Here is a 14,787-nt window from a genome sequence, read left to right as displayed (position 1 = left end):
GGGCTTCTTGCGGCCGGAACGTATTCGGCATGTGCCCACTTGGAGTCCAAGGCTTCAGCCTTGGCGCGCGTTGGCCAAGGCGGAAGCCTTGGACTCCAGCGGCGGACCCCAGTGGCCTGGGGTCCGCCGCCCGGATCGGGCGTCCTAGCCCGCGGCCTTGAGCTTGAGCCGCATGGCGTGCAGCGTCGGCTCGGTGTAGCCGTTGGCGATCTCGCGGCCCTTGAAGATCAGGTCGCAGGCGGCCTGGAAGGCGGTGCCGTCGAAGGCTGGTGCCATCGGCTGGTACAACGGGTCACCGGCATTCTGGCCGTCGACCACCACCGCCATGCGCTTCATGGTCGCCATGACCTGATCGCGCGAGATGACACCGTGGTGCAGCCAGTTCGCCAGAACTTGGCTCGCGATGCGCAGGGTTGCGCGGTCTTCCATGAGGCCGACGTTGTTCAGGTCCGGCACCTTGGAGCAGCCGACGCCCTGGTCGATCCAGCGCACCACATAGCCCAATACGGCCTGACAGTTGAGGTCCAGTTCCTGCTGGGTCTCTTCCGGAGTCCAGGTGCCCTTGGGGTCGAGCGGGATCTGCAGGATGGTGTCGAGGCTGGCGCGGCGTCCGCCGGCGGCGATCTCGGCCTGCCGGGCGGCTACGTCGACCTGATGGTAGTGCATGGCGTGCAGGGTGGCCGCGGTGGGCGAGGGGACCCAGGCGCAGTTGGCCCCGGCCTTGGGGTGCATGGCCTTGGTTTCGACCATGGCGCGCATCTCATCGGGCATGGTCCACATGCCCTTGCCGATTTGGGCATGACCCGGCAGGCCGCAGGCGAGGCCGATGTCGACGTTCCAGTCTTCGTAGGCCAACAGCCAGGGGGCGGTCTTCATGGCGCCTTTGCGCAGTACCGGGCCAGCCTCCATGTCGGTGTGGATCTCGTCGCCGGTGCGGTCGAGGAAGCCGGTATTGATGAAGATGACCCGCTCGGATGCGACGCGAATGCACTCCTTGAGGTTCACGGTGGTGCGCCGCTCCTCGTCCATGATGCCGAGTTTGATGGTATTGCGGGGCAGACCCAGCGCGGCCTCGACCTGGGCGAAGAGGTCGACGGTCAACTGGACCTCTTCCGGCCCGTGCATCTTGGGCTTGACGATGTAGATACTGCCGGTGCGCGAGTTGCGTAAGGTTCCCGTGCCTTTCAGGTCATGGACGGCGCACAGGGAGGTGATCAGGCAGTCGAGCATCCCCTCGGGGACCTCGGAGCCGTCGGGCAGCAGCACCGCGTCGTTGGTCATCAGGTGGCCGACATTGCGCACCAGCATGAGCGCGCGGCCGGGCAGGGTGAGGGTCCCGCCGTTGGGGGCCGTGTAGGTGCGGTCCGGCTCCAGGGCGCGGTCGACCATCTTGCCGCCCTTGCTGAACTGGGCGGTCAGGGTCCCCTTCATGAGCCCGAGCCAGTTGCGGTAGACGCCGACTTTATCCTCGGTGTCGACGGCGGCCACCGAGTCCTCGCAGTCCTCGATGGTGGTGACGGCGGACTCCAGCAGCACATCGGCGACCCCGGCCGGGCTCGCCTTGCCGACCGGATTGGCGCGGTCGATCTGCAACTCGACATGCAACCCGTGGTTGACCAGCAGGACGGCAGTGGGTGCGGCCGCGTCGCCCAGATAGCCGGCGAAGCGCGCCGGGTCTTGCAGTCCGGTCCGGCTGTTGTTCGGCAGGTCGACGACCAGTTGGCCTTGCTCCACCCGATAGCCGACGGCCTCCCGATGGGACCCGGCGGCGAGCGGGGCGGCCTGGTCAAGGAAAGCCGCGGCGCGGGCGATGACCTCGGCGCCGCGGTCGGCGTTGAAGCCTTTGCCGCGTGCCAGCTTGCCCTCGTCCGGGATGACGTCGGTGCCGTAGAGCGCGTCGTAGAGACTGCCCCAGCGGGCATTGGCGGCGTTTAGCGCGTAGCGGGCGTTGCTCGCCGGGACCACGAGCTGAGGCCCGGCGATCGACGCGATTTCGGCGTCCACATCGGCGGTGGTCACGGTGAAGTCCGGACCCTCGGGGACCAGATAGCCGATGTCGGACAGGAAGGCGCGATAAGCCCCGAGGTCGATCGGCTGGCCGCGATGGTTCCGATGCCAGGTGTCGATTTGGGCCTGGAGCGCATCGCGCTTGGCCAACAGCGCCCGGTTGCGCGGCGCCAACTCGGCCAGGATGGCGGCGAAGGCGCTCCACAGGCGGTCAGGGTCGACCCCAGTGCCTGGTGTGATCTCAATCTTCACCAGGTCATACAGGGGCTTGGCGACCTTGATGCCGCTCACTTCCACTCGCTCAGTCATTGCTTGATTCTCCGACCCCCGGTGGTGAGGGCCTGTCGTTGTAGGTTTTGGCACGGGCGGCGGGACGCCCCCGATGCAGCCCCCAGATTGTCAGGTCAACCGGTACGCGGCACAAGTGGTGCGCGCCGGGTTCTCGCGCGATCCGCCGTGACGGCCGTCTCGCGGAGGCGTCGTCGACCCGGCCGCGGCGGCGCGGGTGGGCGAGCACGACCGGTGCAGTTATTTGAATCCGCACGGGTTAGCCGACCGGCACCGAGTGTTTCTCCGTCCTTGACGCTGGGGCCTCCCCTGACTACCCTGCCAAGGTCATGTGGGCTTTCCCGCCCGCCGTGTCGTGCGGGTTTGTCGACGCCAACACGCTGTTTTCCTGAAGAGCATCATCTTGTATCCCAAGTATTTCGGACTCAAGGAGCCGAGTTTCTCGATCGCCCCGGACCCCCACTACCTGTTTCTGAGCGAACAGCATAAGGAGGCTCTGGCCCATCTGCTCTACGGCGCCGGTGAGAGCGGCGGCTTCGTGTTGCTTACCGGCGAGGTGGGAACCGGCAAGACGACCGTCTGCCGGGCCTTCCTGGAGCAGTTGCCGGAGGGGGTGGACGTGGCCCTGATCGTCAATCCGGCGATGACCGCCAGCGAGCTGCTGCTCAACTGCTGCGACGAGTTTCGCATCCCGGTCGGGGCGGGGGAGCATTCGGTCAAGGTCCTGGTGGATCGCCTGAACGACTATCTGCTCGCCGCCCACGCGGCCGGTCGTCGTCCGGTGCTGATGATCGACGAGGCCCAGAATCTTCGCCCCAAGGTGCTGGAGCAGATCCGCCTGCTCACCAATCTGGAGACCACCAAGGCCAAACTGCTGCAGATCTTTCTGGTCGGTCAGCCGGAACTGCGCACGATGCTGGACCGTGAGGGGCTGCGCCAGATCAACCAGCGCATCACCGCTCGTTATCACTTGCGTCCACTGAGCGCGGCCGAGACCGGTGACTATATCCGCCATCGGGTGGCGGTGGCCGGGGTCGACCGCCCGCTGTTCACGGCGGGGGCGATCCGGCGCATCCACCAGCTCGCGGGCGGGGTGCCGCGGGTCGTCAATATCCTGTGTGATCGCGCCCTGCTCGGGGCCTGCGTCTCGCGCGCCAGTCAGGTGACGCCCGCGGTGGTCACCAAGGCCGCGCGCGAGGTCCGTGGCGAGGGGGTCAAGACCGCGCGCCCGGCGGCGGCACGTCCCGCCGTTGCGGGAGCCGCGGCCTTGACCCTGATGCTGACCGCGCTCTGGCTGTCCGTCGATCGGTTTTACGGTGACCCGCTGGACCTGATCGCCGGGGGATCTGAGTCGCGGCCTGAGCCGCGGCCGGAGGTGGTTGGTGCGGTGGCGGTGGATCCCCCGGTCGTCGCGTCGGCCCCGGCGGCAGCCGAAGTCAGGGGTCCGGAGGCCGCTGTCGCAGTCGTTGAGCCGGCTGCCGCGCCCCTGCCTCCCGATGCGGTTGCGCCGGGTGTTGCTGCCCTCACCCCGGTACCCGCAGCGGCGCCGCTGGCGGCGGCAACGGCGGTGCCGGTTGATGCGCCGCCGACGCCAAGCGGGGTCGCGGCCGACACCCTCGCCCCATCCCTGCCGCGCGTTTCCCTGGCCGCGATTCAACCCGAGTCCGCGGCGGATGCGCTGGCGCGGATCAGTCTGCCGGAGGAGGCTGCCTTGCGTGTCCTGTTACGCCGCTGGGGAATCGCGGTTCAGGATTTGGGTTTCGGCGATCCCTGCGGGCGGGTGGCGGTGTTTGGGCTGCGGTGCGAACGTGAACAGGGCAAGCTCAGCCATGTCCGGTTTTACGACCGGCCGGTCCTGTTGCGCATGAAGGACGCCGGTGGCGAACGTCGGTATGCGGTGCTCGGTGCACTTGACGCGACCGATGCCATCCTGGATCTGCCGGACGGCAGCGAGCGGGTTCCACTCGACGGGATCGAGTCGATCTGGAGCGGTGACTACACCGTGGTCTGGCAAGCGCCGCCGACCGGGGCTTCGGTGATCGGTCCGGGAGCCGCGGGCGAATCCGTGCGGTGGCTGCGGCGCCTGCTCGCACAGGCCCCCGGTATCGACAGTGCCGACAACGGGTCGGCTCAGTACGACGCTGCCCTGGGTGCCGCGGTGCGCCGATTCCAGGTGTCGCGCGGGCTGTCGCCCGATGGCATCGCCGGCCCCCGGACTCTGGTGCAACTTAACAACGCCTTGACTACGCCCGGCATTCCTCACTTGATGACCGCGCCGCTCGCGGCCGCGGCGCAGAGCGCCGCCGTCCAAACAACGGTTGACGGCACGGCGGCCGATCCAGGTCGCTCGCGGATCGGCCTATCGGCTGATGCTCAGAACCTGTCCGTACCGCCAGGGAGTCGCGGTGCGCCATGAGCTATATCCTGGAGGCCTTGAAAAAGTCTCAAGCCGAGCGCGAACTCGGACAGGTGCCGACCCTGCACGGGGCTGGCCTGTTTACCGAGGATGAAGCGGTGCCGACGCGCAGCCCCTGGATTCTGGTCTCCGTCGGGCTGGCGGCCGCGGCGGTGCTGATCGCACTCTATGCTGCGCTGCGTCAGCCGCTTCCGGTCCCGCCGCAGGTCGCGCTGCCGACCGCGCCCCCCGGCGCAGTCGAGCGCGCGTCCCCGGCGCGGCTCGCCGTCACGCCGGCAGTGCTTGACCCCGCCGTCACGACGCCGGATCGTGTGGATCGCCAGACCCCGATCGTGAATCCGCCGGTTGCGGCAGCGGCGGCACCGGTTGCCATGAGCCCGGCGTCGGGCACCGAGGGATTGCGGTCATTCGCGAGCGGGGCGCCCCTGGTCGAGGCGCCGCCGCCCAAAGGCGCGGTACGCGCACCCCCGGCGGTGCTCGATCCCCGTGGCGCGGCGCTTGGCCGAACCCCGCGCCCATCCGACCAAGGCCACCACCAGGATGCGCTGGAAGCCGAACTGGAAGTCGAGATCCAACGCCAACTGGAAGCCGACGAGAGTTATGCCGAGGACACTGATGAGTGGATCCCGGTTGCGCAGCCGGAGGATCCGGCTCCCACCCCGGTGCCGCCCGACCTGATTGCCGATATCGAGTCGTTCAAGAACAAGACGGGTCAGGTCCAGGGGCGCGATGGGAACAGGCAGCCCAACGAATCCAAAGTGAAGGCTGAACTTTCAGCGCCGCCGCAGGAGCCGCGTTATGCCGGTGACCTGACCAAGCTGCGCCTGACGCGCGACCAGCAAGCCGGCGTGCCGAGCTTTTTAATGACCGTGCACGTCTTCGAGGCCAACCAATCCCGTCGCTTCGTCTTGATCAACGGACTCAAGTACCGCGACGGGGAGAAGACGCGCGAGGGGCTGGTAGTCGAGCAGATCGTCGCGGACGGGGTCGTCTTGAGTCATCAAGGCAACCCGTTTTTCGTCCATCGGTAGCAGGGGTAACCGCTCTGCATTGGGTCGAACGCGCCCGGTGTTATGGGGAGAGCGAACCGCCGGTCAGCGACGCAGCGCCCTTCGCGGCAAGCGGCGGCAGCTAGACAACCCCGACCTGAGGAACCGGGCTGCCGGCTCCAACAGCCAAACGGCGGCGCAGGCGACGCACATTGCGCATTGCCGTCCCAAACACCTCGCTGATGGCCTCGGCCGGATCCTTGCGTGCATCGCGCACGATGATCTGGCGACCTTGTCCCAGATTCGCGCGCAACTCGCAACGAACGCGGTGACCGTGCAGGGGATCGAATTCCTCGTTGATACGCGCCAGGGCGTCGATGCTTTCATCCGGGAAGCGGTCAGCGAGCTTTTGCGCCTCGCTTTCGATCTGTCGGCGGATCGCCTTATCCAGGGCCAGGGTGTCGCCGCTGATCTTTATCGGCATGGGTTGAGTCTCCAGGACTTCATTGTCGTTCAAAAGGTGACCTGCGGCTTCGGGGTGAACCCGGAGTGCAGGAATGGGCGGCAGAGTCGCCGCGTCAGTGGATATGTCGGGTGGAGCGGTCGCACGCTCAACAGTGCGACGCGAGCATCTTCTTGGGTTGTCGCGGTGGGTGATGTGCTCGGGCGCAGTCTCGTGCCGACACTATTCATAGCGTCTACGGCCGAAAATACAAGCCCGGCTGCTCTACCGCCGCGGTGGTGGCGACGACCTCGCCCGCGGTCGATCGCTCGGGCCAGGCCAATCGCTGTCTGGCGGAACCTGAAGGTGATCTTGCGAAAACTCAATGGTTGTTGGCCGGTTGCTGTCGAACTTCTCGATCGAAATGCACTCGAAGCTAGGGAGTTTCCATGGAAGCTCGCTGACTCCTTTGTCATCGTCCCCGCTTTGTGCGGGGATTTTTTTGCCACGGGCGTTGTGTCTTAATCGTAAGTATGACAGTTGCGTATACTGTCTTCTTGTCTAACGACCGCGCGGTTCCCACGCGGCACCGACATCCGATCCGAAACCACCACCGAGCCCCGCTATGCCCGAGGGAGACACCGTTCACACCATCGCTGCTGTCCTTGAGCGCTGGCTTACCGGGCGTCGGCTGGACGCGGTTTGGGTGCGAGGACAGCACCTGTGCGAACTGACCGCGCGTCAGGTTGTGGCAGTGACCAGCCGCGGTAAACATCTCTTCATCGACCTGGATGACGGCCAGCGACTCCGCAGCCACTTGGGACTCCATGGCGCCTGGCACCACTATGGGCGCGCGGAGCCTTGGCAGAAGCCGCGGCATCAGGCGTCATTGACCCTTGAGCTCGCAGGACGCGTCTACGTTTGTTTCAACGCCCGCGAAGTAGAACGCATGCGAATTCAAGGGTTTCGGGATCTGGATCTGCGCCGTCACCTGGGGCCGGACCTGACCCGCGAGGCGTTCGCCCCGGGTCGACTGTGGGACCGCGCCTTGGTACTGCTGCCGCGGGACACGCTGATTGTGGAGCTGTTGTTGGATCAGCGGGTGGCTGCCGGCATCGGCAACGTTTACAAGTCAGAGGTGCTGTTTGTGACCCGTCGCTCGCCGCTCCTGCGGCTCGACGACCTGTCTTGCGCGGACTTTGGTACACTGTACAGGACGGCGGGGGATCTGCTCAACGGAAATCTTTCCGGCGGACCGCGTCGGACGCGGCCGTCCGGCGCTGGACAGGCGCGGCTCTGGGTCTATGGTCGCGCCGGGCAGTCCTGCCTGTGCTGCGGCACACCGATACGCCGCGACCGGCTCGGACGCAACCCGCGCTCGACTTACTGGTGTCCGGTCTGCCAGGGCAGCGCGCATTCGGGAGGGCTAGTCGAAGAGGTCCCGAAAGGCCTTGGCGAATGACTTGTAGGCATCCCAGCCGTCCTTGTCCATTACCTGGTCGATCACCCAGCGATTCTCCTGGCCCGCCCCCATCAGGTTCTGAATTTCGAACCCGAGGTGTCGCAGAAAGGCGTAGCTGGGTCCTTCCTGATCGAGTTGGTACTGCGCATAGTCCTCGGAGCGCCGATTGAGCAGGTCGATGAAGGGGCTGCCGTAGTCCCCCGGACCGAGCAGATCCTGGCTGTTGTCCTGGCAATGCGCGATCACGCTCCGCACGAGGCTCGTAATCAGGAGGCGGCGCTCGTCGTCGGCGAATCGCCCGTGGGCCAGCCGGTCGGCGACCTGGATCAGGAAGGCGAGATATTCGCGGATGACACCGAGGCGCTGGGCGTCGTCCGCGTAGACGAAGCGCTCGCAGTGCAGGTTGATGGCCTTATCCAGCGCGATGCGCCAGGAGATGAAGGCGAGTGCTGAGGCAATTTCAGGTAGCGTGCGGTTAGACGCTTCGTTCCACCAGTGACTCTTGATGCGTATTGCCATGCCTGAATTCCTGCACTCGTTCAGTTACCGCGGCGCCGGACCCACCCGGGAAAGAAAATCCCAGATTGGGGCCGTGAGCGCCACCCCAAGACCCCCGGTAGTGGTACCGTACCCGCGTGTGCGTCCGGACAGGGCGCAGTCGTGTCCATCCGGCGGAGTTTGCGGCACGCAACAGCGATCGTTGCTTCGAACCTTTCGACACCTGACGACGTGACCCATGGACAATTGCTATCAAGTCGCCCCGCCGCCCGAGCACGCGCAGTCCCATCGGGAGTTTGATTCGCCGGTCTTCGCTGCCTGGGTCAAGCGGCTCAGTGGGCAGGGCCTCTGTCAGATGTTGGTGTCGCTGTTGCTCAAGTTGGAGCGACTGGCTCAGGCACCGGTCGAGGGTCCCCGTGCATTGGCGATTCTTCAGCAACTGGCGATCGTCCTTCGTGATGTCGCCGATGACTTGCCCAAGGGCCGGTTACCGCCGACTGACTCGACGGCACTGTTGTCCCTGGAACAGCGCCTGTGCTGCGTCATGTTCAAGAACCTCAAGCTGACCTTGGAGCGCCTGGACCGTTCCGCGCGAGGAATGCTGCTGAATCCTGATGCGGAGCGCGCCTGGTTGGTTGGTGAGATGTTCGACTGGCTGGGCCGACAAATCGAGCTCGGGGTGCTCCGGGGCAGCACCTGGCCCCCGCATACCTGGCAGGAACTGCATGATCTGTTTTTCTACTTCAGCAATCGCATGAAGGCGGCACGGCCGCAGATGGCGCAAGCGGTCGGTCCCCATTCGTTTGATGACCCGCAAACCGCTTACAAGCGGCTCCTGATCCTTGGCTTGTACGCCGAGCAAAGAAGCGACACCCTACTCGGACCGGATCAGGCGCAGCGGCTTGACGACTGGGCGCGCGCAAGCACACTCGAGGATCCTGGTTTGTACTTCGGTTATCTCGGCACCTACCTCGTCGAGGTATCGCGCGACACACCGCCGCGCCTGGTTACGGGCGCCCTCGGCTCAGCCAATCGGGCCTGGGTCTTGCGTTTGCCGACGGATCTTCTCGCCATCATTGAGGCCAACGGCAAGCGGTTCCGCCCCGGCGCTGACTGAGACCCCATCTGAGATCAGATCCCCGGTTCAGGGCCATGCTCCGCGCTGCCTGTTGTCAAACTGGGAGCTAATCGGCAGATCCTGAGCGACCGCAGCGGCTAGCATTCAATGCGGAAGGGTGCCGCCGTCGACGCGCTTGGGAATCGTGGGGGGCGGGGGTTTACTCAGGGCGATTTCCGTGAAATCCGATATCATCTCGCGTGTCTTTTCGCCCGCCTTCCGCGTCGCGCCGACAGTCACATAGCGCTGCTATGCTCCTGTCGGCGCTCCTTGAAGGCAGACGAAAATCCTTCCCAACCTGGTACAGGATTTTTCGGCAATCGCCTAGCGGCTTGCCGTGGTTTGTCGATCGAGTTCGATTGGAAGGTCATCATGGGCTCAGACTCCCTTCAGTTAGCGACCGCGACCATCCGTGACCTTGCCACGCCGCGCTTCATCGCGGACTTGCCTGATGCGGGTGAGTGGCTTCGTGACTTGCGGGCTGCCGGGGTGCGCCAATCGGGCCCCGCGCTGGTCCTGGCGCTCGATGGCCTGCGCCGGGCGGACTGCTCACCATCGCGTCGCTTTTCGGTGCTGCGGTTGCTCAAGCGCCCCGTGCTTAAGACTTGTGCCGGTCTGCCGAAGCCTTGGGTGACGCCCTTGCCGCTGGGATCAGCGTCGGCTGACGATTCGGTTCAGCGCGGGGTGACGGTCGAGCAACGACTGTACTGGCTGATGTTCCAGAATTTGAACCAGGCCTTGCATCAGTTCGATCGTTGCTATCTGGTCCAGGATGAGCAGCAGGTTCAGCGGCGTGACTGGGCGACGCATAATCTGTTCCGGTTCTTTGGCCGCCAAATTCATTATGCTGCCCTGTGGGGTCGGCCGTTGCCGGAAAACGCCTGGCGGGACCTGCACGACCTCTATGTCTATCTGCTGGTCCGGCGCATGACCCAGGGTACCCATCATGGGCACCCTCGCAGCGGTCAGGACGATACGAATATAGATAATGAATACAAGAAGTTGCTCTTGTTTGGTCTGGCGGCACAACGCTCGGCGGCGGGCGCTCGCAGTGGGCCGTTCATGGCCGGACTGGAGGAGTGGGCGCGCCGGACCGTCCTCGAAGACCCTCACGGAATGTACGGGGATGTCGGGCTCTATGTGGTCGAGGTCGCAGAGGACCGGCCGCCGCGTCAGTTGTCGGTGCCATTGGGCGCCGATTTTCGGGGTTGGGTGTTGGTGCCGCCGGCCGCGTTCCTTGCGCAGCTCGAGCGCAGCGCCCGCGATGACGAGCGACAGGTTAGGCGACTGCCGGAAAATCTGGCCCAGATCGCATAAGGATGCGCTCTGAAGCGTTACTCATCCCGCCCGCGCGGCCGATACCCATCAGGAATGAGGATGGTGGGTGCGCGTTGGCTGCGGTCCTTGTTGGGGAAGTCGCTCGTATAATGCAGCCCCCGACTCTCGCGCCGCCGTAGCGCCGATTGGATGATGAGGTCCGCCACTTCGAGCAGGTTGCGCAATTCGATCAGATCATTGCTGACACGGAAATTGCTGTAGTACTCGATCACCTCCTGATGGAGCAGGTCGGCGCGTCGTTTGGCGCGGCGCAGCCGCTTGTTGGTGCGGACAATGCCCACGTAGTCCCACATGAAACGACGCAGTTCGTCCCAGTTGTGGGTGACGACCACTTCTTCATCGGGCTCGGTAACCCGGCTCTCGTCCCACGGCGGCGCCTCGGGCAATTCACCGCCCTTCGCCATCAGGCGGGTGATGTCAGCAGCCGCCAGCTCCGAATACACCAGACACTCCAGGAGCGAGTTGCTGGCCATGCGGTTCGCCCCGTGCAGCCCGGTGTAGGCCGTCTCGCCGCTGGCATAGAGGCCGGCGAGGTCGGTGCGGGCCTGATCGTCGACCATGACGCCGCCGCAGGTATAGTGCGAGGCCGGAACCACCGGAATGGGCTCACGGGTGATGTCGATGCCGAGTTCAAGGCAGCGGGCATGGATGGTCGGGAAATGCTCGATGATGAAATCGGCCGGGCGGTGCGAAATGTCCAGGTAAACGCATTCGCTGCCCAGACGCTTCATCTCGTGGTCGATGGCACGCGCTACGATATCGCGCGGAGCCAGTTCGGCGCGGGCGTCGAAGCGCGGCATAAAGCGCTCGCCGTCCGGGAGGAGCAGTCGCGCGCCCTCGCCGCGCAGGGCCTCGGTGATCAGGTAGGAGCGGGCCAGCGGGTGATAGAGGCAGGTCGGGTGGAACTGCATGAACTCCATGTTTGCCACCCGGCATCCGGCCCGCCAGGCCATGGCGATCCCGTCACCGGTGGAAACGTCCGGGTTGCTGGTGTACAGGTAGACCTTACTGGCTCCGCCGGTGGCGAGCACCACGAAACGCGCCAGATAGGTCTCTACCCGGCCGGTCGCGAGGTTCAGGATGTAGGCCCCGAGACACCGATGCGCGCGCTGATCCCCGAGGTGACGCGAGGTGATCAGGTCGACAGCGATATGCTGCTCGTGCACAGTAATATTGGGTCGGTCACGCACCTGGGCTTCCAGTGTCGTGGCCACTGCCAGACCGGTAGCGTCTGCTGCGTGTACAATGCGCCGGTGCGTGTGGCCGCCCTCGCGCGTGAGGTGATAGCCGCCCGCCGACACATACTCCGCGTTGCGGGTGAAGGCGACGCCCTGGTCGAGCAGCCACTGGATATTGCGGGGACCGTGCTCCACCACCATCCGGACGACGCGTGGGTCACACAGACCGGCCCCGGCTTTCAGGGTGTCCTGGACATGGGATTGCACTGAGTCGTTGGCGTCGAGCACCGCTGAGATACCGCCTTGGGCGTAGACGGTGCTGCCCTCGCTCAACTCCCGTTTGGAGACGACAGCCACCGCGCTCTGCGCGGGCAGACGCAGGGCCAGGCTCAGGCCCGCGGCCCCGCTGCCGAGGATCAGGCAATCGTAACGGTGGACGGTCTCGGTCATCGTTCAGGCTCGCTCGCGGATCGGTTGGTGGCGCAACAGTGAAGGTCGGGCCGAAAGTCCGGCCAAGTCGCTACACTCACCGATTTCATGTCCTGGATCAAGGTTACGTGCTTTACTTGGAACCTTCTCGACCGCACTTTGATGTACCAGCGAACTAACCGAACGAGGAATTGTCAATGCCATCGGACCCCGGACCTGACGGACGCGAGGTCAGCGGGCGTGTCTGAACGCGACACCGACCACGCCTTGGTCTTACGTGCTCAGGCCGGAGACAAACGGGCCTTCGATCTCCTGGTGTTGAAGTATCAGCAGAAGGTCGCCAACCTCATCGGCCGTTACATCCGCGATCCGAGCGAGGTTCTGGATGTGACCCAGGAGGCGTTCATCAAGGCCTATCGTGCCTTGGCGGGTTTTCGTGCGGAGAGCGCCTTCTATACCTGGCTCTACCGGATCGCCGTGAACACGGTGAAAAATCAGCTCGTGGCCCAGGGCCGCCGCCCGCCGGGGGACGATCTGGATACCGAGACGGCCGAGTTGATGGACGCGGGCGGACGGTTGCGCGATTACGCCACCCCGGAGCGTCAACTGTTGACGGATGAGATCGCCCACAGCGTGCAGGATGCGCTCGATGCCCTGCCGGAGGATCTGCGCACCGCCATCGTCCTGCGCGAGCTCGAGGGGCTGACGTACGAGGAGATCGCCCAAGCCATGGAGTGTCCGATCGGGACTGTGCGATCCAGGATTTTCCGGGCCAGGGAGGCTATTGATAAGCGGCTGCGTCCGCTCCTTGAACCCTAAGTTCTGGCATCTACCAATGACTGCTGAGCAAGTTTCCCAGTTGTCGGCCCTCGTCGATGGTGAGTTGATGATCCGCCATGCCGTGCCCCTGGTCCACTCGGTCGGACAGGATCCGGCGTTGCGCGCAACCTGGGAGCGTTACCACCTGATCGGGCAGGTTCTGCGTGGTGAACGGGTCCAGGTGGTGGTGCGCGATGTGGCGGCAACGGTGGGTGAGCGACTGCGCTCCGAGCCGACCCTGGTGATGCCCCGCGCGGTCGTCGGCGTCCGGTCACGGATCTGGCATTCACCCCTCGCCGGTGCCGCGATGGCGGCCGCCGTGGTCTTGCTCGCGGTCTTCGCCGTCCCTGGTGTTAACCAGGGACCGGTGTCCGGGTCGGCGTCGCGTGCTGACGTGGCCGGTGGGGCGCAGCCGGAGCGTGCCGTCGCGGCCGGCGACGCCGCGATCGAGCACGCGCTGCGCCGCTGGCATACTGATCGGGATGCGTTGGCCAGCAAATTGGATGTGTTTCTCGTCAATCATCAGGAAACCGCACCCGCTGCCGGGGTTAAGGGGCTGCTGCCCTACGCGACGCTCGTGGGCTATGAGCGGGTTCGCTAGGGTGCCGGGCCGGGAGCGTGTGGGGTTGCGTGTCGCCCGCGCGGTGCCGACCGGCAGCTGCCGCCGGTGGTCGCGGCGGCACTGGTTGCCGATCGGACTTGCCATGCTCTTGGGCTGTGGCCCGCTGCCCGGTGTGTCGGCACCGGGCGCGGATGCGATCGACCTGGGTCCAGTGACCCGACTGTTGGATCGGATGAACGCGGCCCTGCGCTCACTCGATTACCAGGGAACCCTGGTCTACCTGATCGACAATCAGCTGGAAACCTTGCATCTGGTGCACCGGATCGAAGAAGGCCGTGTGCAGGAGCGGCTCATTTCCATGAGCGGCCCCATGCGCACCGTGACGCGTGAGCGCGACCGGGTGACCTGTGTGATGCCGAACGGCCATCCGATTCTGGTCAAGAGCCATGCGCGCCGCGCCTTCATGCAGCCGGAGCCCATCGACCCGCGCGCCCTCAGTGATCGCTATCGTACCGAGCTGCTCGACAGCGCGCGGGTTGCTGGTCGGGACACCGACGTGGTGGCGATCCGGCCCCTGGATGAGGTGCGCTATGGGTATCAGTTTTATCTGGATCGGGCCACCGGCCTACCCCTGAAGTCGGACCTGATCGACCACCGGGGAGAGGCGATCGAGCAACTCCTGTTCACGTCCATCGAACTCAGCGGAACCACCGCGGCGCCCTTGCCCGAGTCCGCGGATGCTCAGCCGCCGGTCGTTGCGGACCGGTCGGCCGACCCGCCGCCACCCGCGTGGCGGTTCGATCAGCGCCCCGCGGGTTTCGAGTTGACCATGTACGACGTGATGGAGGGGCCGCAGGGGGCGCAGATCGACCATTTCGTGTTTTCAGATCGCCTCTCATCGTATTCGGTCTATATCGAGAGCAATGCCGTGGACGGGTTCGACGGGGTGACCCGCATTGGGGCGGTGCACGCCGCCGGGCGGGTGGTCGACGGGCACCAGGTGATCGCGGTCGGCGAGGTTCCCGCCGGGACCGTTGCCGCTGCCGTGTCGGGCGTTCGCTCAGCGGTGAACGCGAACCCCTGAGTGGGTATCCAGATCCAGGTCAGCAATTCCAAATTTGGGCGGCACCGCGCGACCTCTGGTGGATGCGGCGCGCGCGACCGCCGTGCCGAGTCCCCGAGACCGAGCGGCGCGCCTTATCCACCCTACAACGGAGCCGGTTTCGTAGGGTGGATAAGCGC

The 14,787-nt window shown here is 65.4% G+C and carries 12 protein-coding genes; 8 read left to right on the top strand and 4 right to left on the bottom strand.

The features are described 5' to 3' along the window. Positions 1 to 144: 144 nt before the first annotated feature. A complete protein-coding gene (locus tag QZY03_RS10525; RefSeq protein WP_295580745.1) occupies positions 145 to 2,316 on the bottom strand; it encodes a malate synthase G in 2,172 nt (723 codons plus the stop codon). A 382-nt stretch (positions 2,317 to 2,698) separates the two neighbouring features. On the opposite strand from QZY03_RS10525, the gene QZY03_RS10520 reads away from it, so the two are divergent. Together QZY03_RS10520 and QZY03_RS10515 are read left to right on the top strand one after the other, a co-directional pair. Then, positions 2,699 to 4,711: an AAA family ATPase gene (locus QZY03_RS10520; RefSeq protein WP_295580743.1), complete on the top strand. Its 2,013-nt coding sequence runs from the start codon at positions 2,699 to 2,701 to the stop codon at positions 4,709 to 4,711. Beyond that, positions 4,708 to 5,742, top strand: a complete 1,035-nt coding sequence (locus tag QZY03_RS10515; RefSeq protein ID WP_295580741.1) for a general secretion pathway protein GspB — start codon at positions 4,708 to 4,710, stop codon at positions 5,740 to 5,742. The genes QZY03_RS10520 and QZY03_RS10515 overlap by 4 nt, the downstream gene beginning before the upstream one ends. A gap of 100 nt (positions 5,743 to 5,842) precedes the next feature. Here QZY03_RS10515 and QZY03_RS10510 read toward each other — a convergent pair whose 3' ends face one another. Then, entirely contained in the window at positions 5,843 to 6,184 is a 342-nt protein-coding gene (locus QZY03_RS10510) for an HPF/RaiA family ribosome-associated protein (protein ID WP_295580739.1), read from the bottom strand. A 583-nt stretch (positions 6,185 to 6,767) separates the two neighbouring features. On the opposite strand from QZY03_RS10510, the gene QZY03_RS10505 reads away from it, so the two are divergent. Continuing rightward, the gene (locus QZY03_RS10505; protein WP_295580737.1) at positions 6,768 to 7,604 is read left to right on the top strand and encodes a DNA-formamidopyrimidine glycosylase family protein; all 837 of its coding nucleotides are present in this window, start codon (positions 6,768 to 6,770) and stop codon (positions 7,602 to 7,604) included. On the opposite strand, the gene QZY03_RS10500 is transcribed toward QZY03_RS10505, so the two are convergent. Continuing rightward, on the bottom strand, positions 7,569 to 8,123 hold the full coding sequence (locus QZY03_RS10500; protein WP_295580735.1) for a hypothetical protein: 555 nt from the start codon (positions 8,121 to 8,123) through the stop codon (positions 7,569 to 7,571). The two genes, QZY03_RS10505 and QZY03_RS10500, sit on opposite strands and share 36 nt — an antisense overlap. A gap of 217 nt (positions 8,124 to 8,340) precedes the next feature. Here QZY03_RS10500 and QZY03_RS10495 point away from each other — a divergent pair, with 217 nt between their 5' ends. Together QZY03_RS10495 and QZY03_RS10490 are read left to right on the top strand one after the other, a co-directional pair. Continuing rightward, positions 8,341 to 9,219, top strand: coding sequence for a hypothetical protein (locus QZY03_RS10495; RefSeq protein WP_295580734.1), 879 nt, complete (start codon positions 8,341 to 8,343; stop codon positions 9,217 to 9,219). Positions 9,220 to 9,591: 372 nt separating this feature from the next. Further along, positions 9,592 to 10,536 (top strand): hypothetical protein, encoded by a 945-nt coding sequence (locus tag QZY03_RS10490; RefSeq protein ID WP_295580732.1) that lies wholly within the window; start codon positions 9,592 to 9,594, stop codon positions 10,534 to 10,536. Between the two features lie 17 nt (positions 10,537 to 10,553). Here QZY03_RS10490 and nadB read toward each other — a convergent pair whose 3' ends face one another. Next, positions 10,554 to 12,185, bottom strand: a complete 1,632-nt coding sequence (gene nadB, locus QZY03_RS10485) for an L-aspartate oxidase (protein ID WP_295580730.1) — start codon at positions 12,183 to 12,185, stop codon at positions 10,554 to 10,556. A gap of 219 nt (positions 12,186 to 12,404) precedes the next feature. Between nadB and rpoE the strand changes: the two genes are divergently transcribed. From rpoE to QZY03_RS10470, 3 genes are all read left to right on the top strand, one after another. Next, positions 12,405 to 12,983 (top strand): RNA polymerase sigma factor RpoE, encoded by a 579-nt coding sequence (rpoE, locus tag QZY03_RS10480; protein ID WP_295580728.1) that lies wholly within the window; start codon positions 12,405 to 12,407, stop codon positions 12,981 to 12,983. A gap of 16 nt (positions 12,984 to 12,999) precedes the next feature. Beyond that, a complete protein-coding gene (locus tag QZY03_RS10475; protein ID WP_295580726.1) occupies positions 13,000 to 13,584 on the top strand; it encodes a sigma-E factor negative regulatory protein in 585 nt (194 codons plus the stop codon). Between the two features lie 103 nt (positions 13,585 to 13,687). Then, complete coding sequence (locus QZY03_RS10470) at positions 13,688 to 14,629, top strand: MucB/RseB C-terminal domain-containing protein (RefSeq protein ID WP_295580724.1); 942 nt, start codon at positions 13,688 to 13,690, stop codon at positions 14,627 to 14,629. The last annotated feature ends 158 nt before the right edge of the window (positions 14,630 to 14,787 follow it).

It is taken from the genome of uncultured Lamprocystis sp., from assembly GCF_903933125.1.
GTDB lineage: Bacteria > Pseudomonadota > Gammaproteobacteria > Chromatiales > Chromatiaceae > Thiodictyon.
This window is presented reverse-complemented; position numbering and strand designations above follow the sequence as displayed.

Coding starts and splice junctions, on each gene's coding strand:
- QZY03_RS10525 (WP_295580745.1), bottom strand. CDS start 2,316: ATGACTGAGCGAGTGGAAGTGAGCGGCATCAAGGTCGCCAAGCCCCTG.
- QZY03_RS10515 (WP_295580741.1), top strand. CDS start 4,708: ATGAGCTATATCCTGGAGGCCTTGAAAAAGTCTCAAGCCGAGCGCGAA.
- QZY03_RS10510 (WP_295580739.1), bottom strand. CDS start 6,184: ATGCCGATAAAGATCAGCGGCGACACCCTGGCCCTGGATAAGGCGATC.
- QZY03_RS10505 (WP_295580737.1), top strand. CDS start 6,768: ATGCCCGAGGGAGACACCGTTCACACCATCGCTGCTGTCCTTGAGCGC.
- QZY03_RS10500 (WP_295580735.1), bottom strand. CDS start 8,123: ATGGCAATACGCATCAAGAGTCACTGGTGGAACGAAGCGTCTAACCGC.
- QZY03_RS10495 (WP_295580734.1), top strand. CDS start 8,341: ATGGACAATTGCTATCAAGTCGCCCCGCCGCCCGAGCACGCGCAGTCC.
- QZY03_RS10490 (WP_295580732.1), top strand. CDS start 9,592: ATGGGCTCAGACTCCCTTCAGTTAGCGACCGCGACCATCCGTGACCTT.
- nadB (WP_295580730.1), bottom strand. CDS start 12,185: ATGACCGAGACCGTCCACCGTTACGATTGCCTGATCCTCGGCAGCGGG.
- QZY03_RS10475 (WP_295580726.1), top strand. CDS start 13,000: ATGACTGCTGAGCAAGTTTCCCAGTTGTCGGCCCTCGTCGATGGTGAG.
- QZY03_RS10470 (WP_295580724.1), top strand. CDS start 13,688: ATGCTCTTGGGCTGTGGCCCGCTGCCCGGTGTGTCGGCACCGGGCGCG.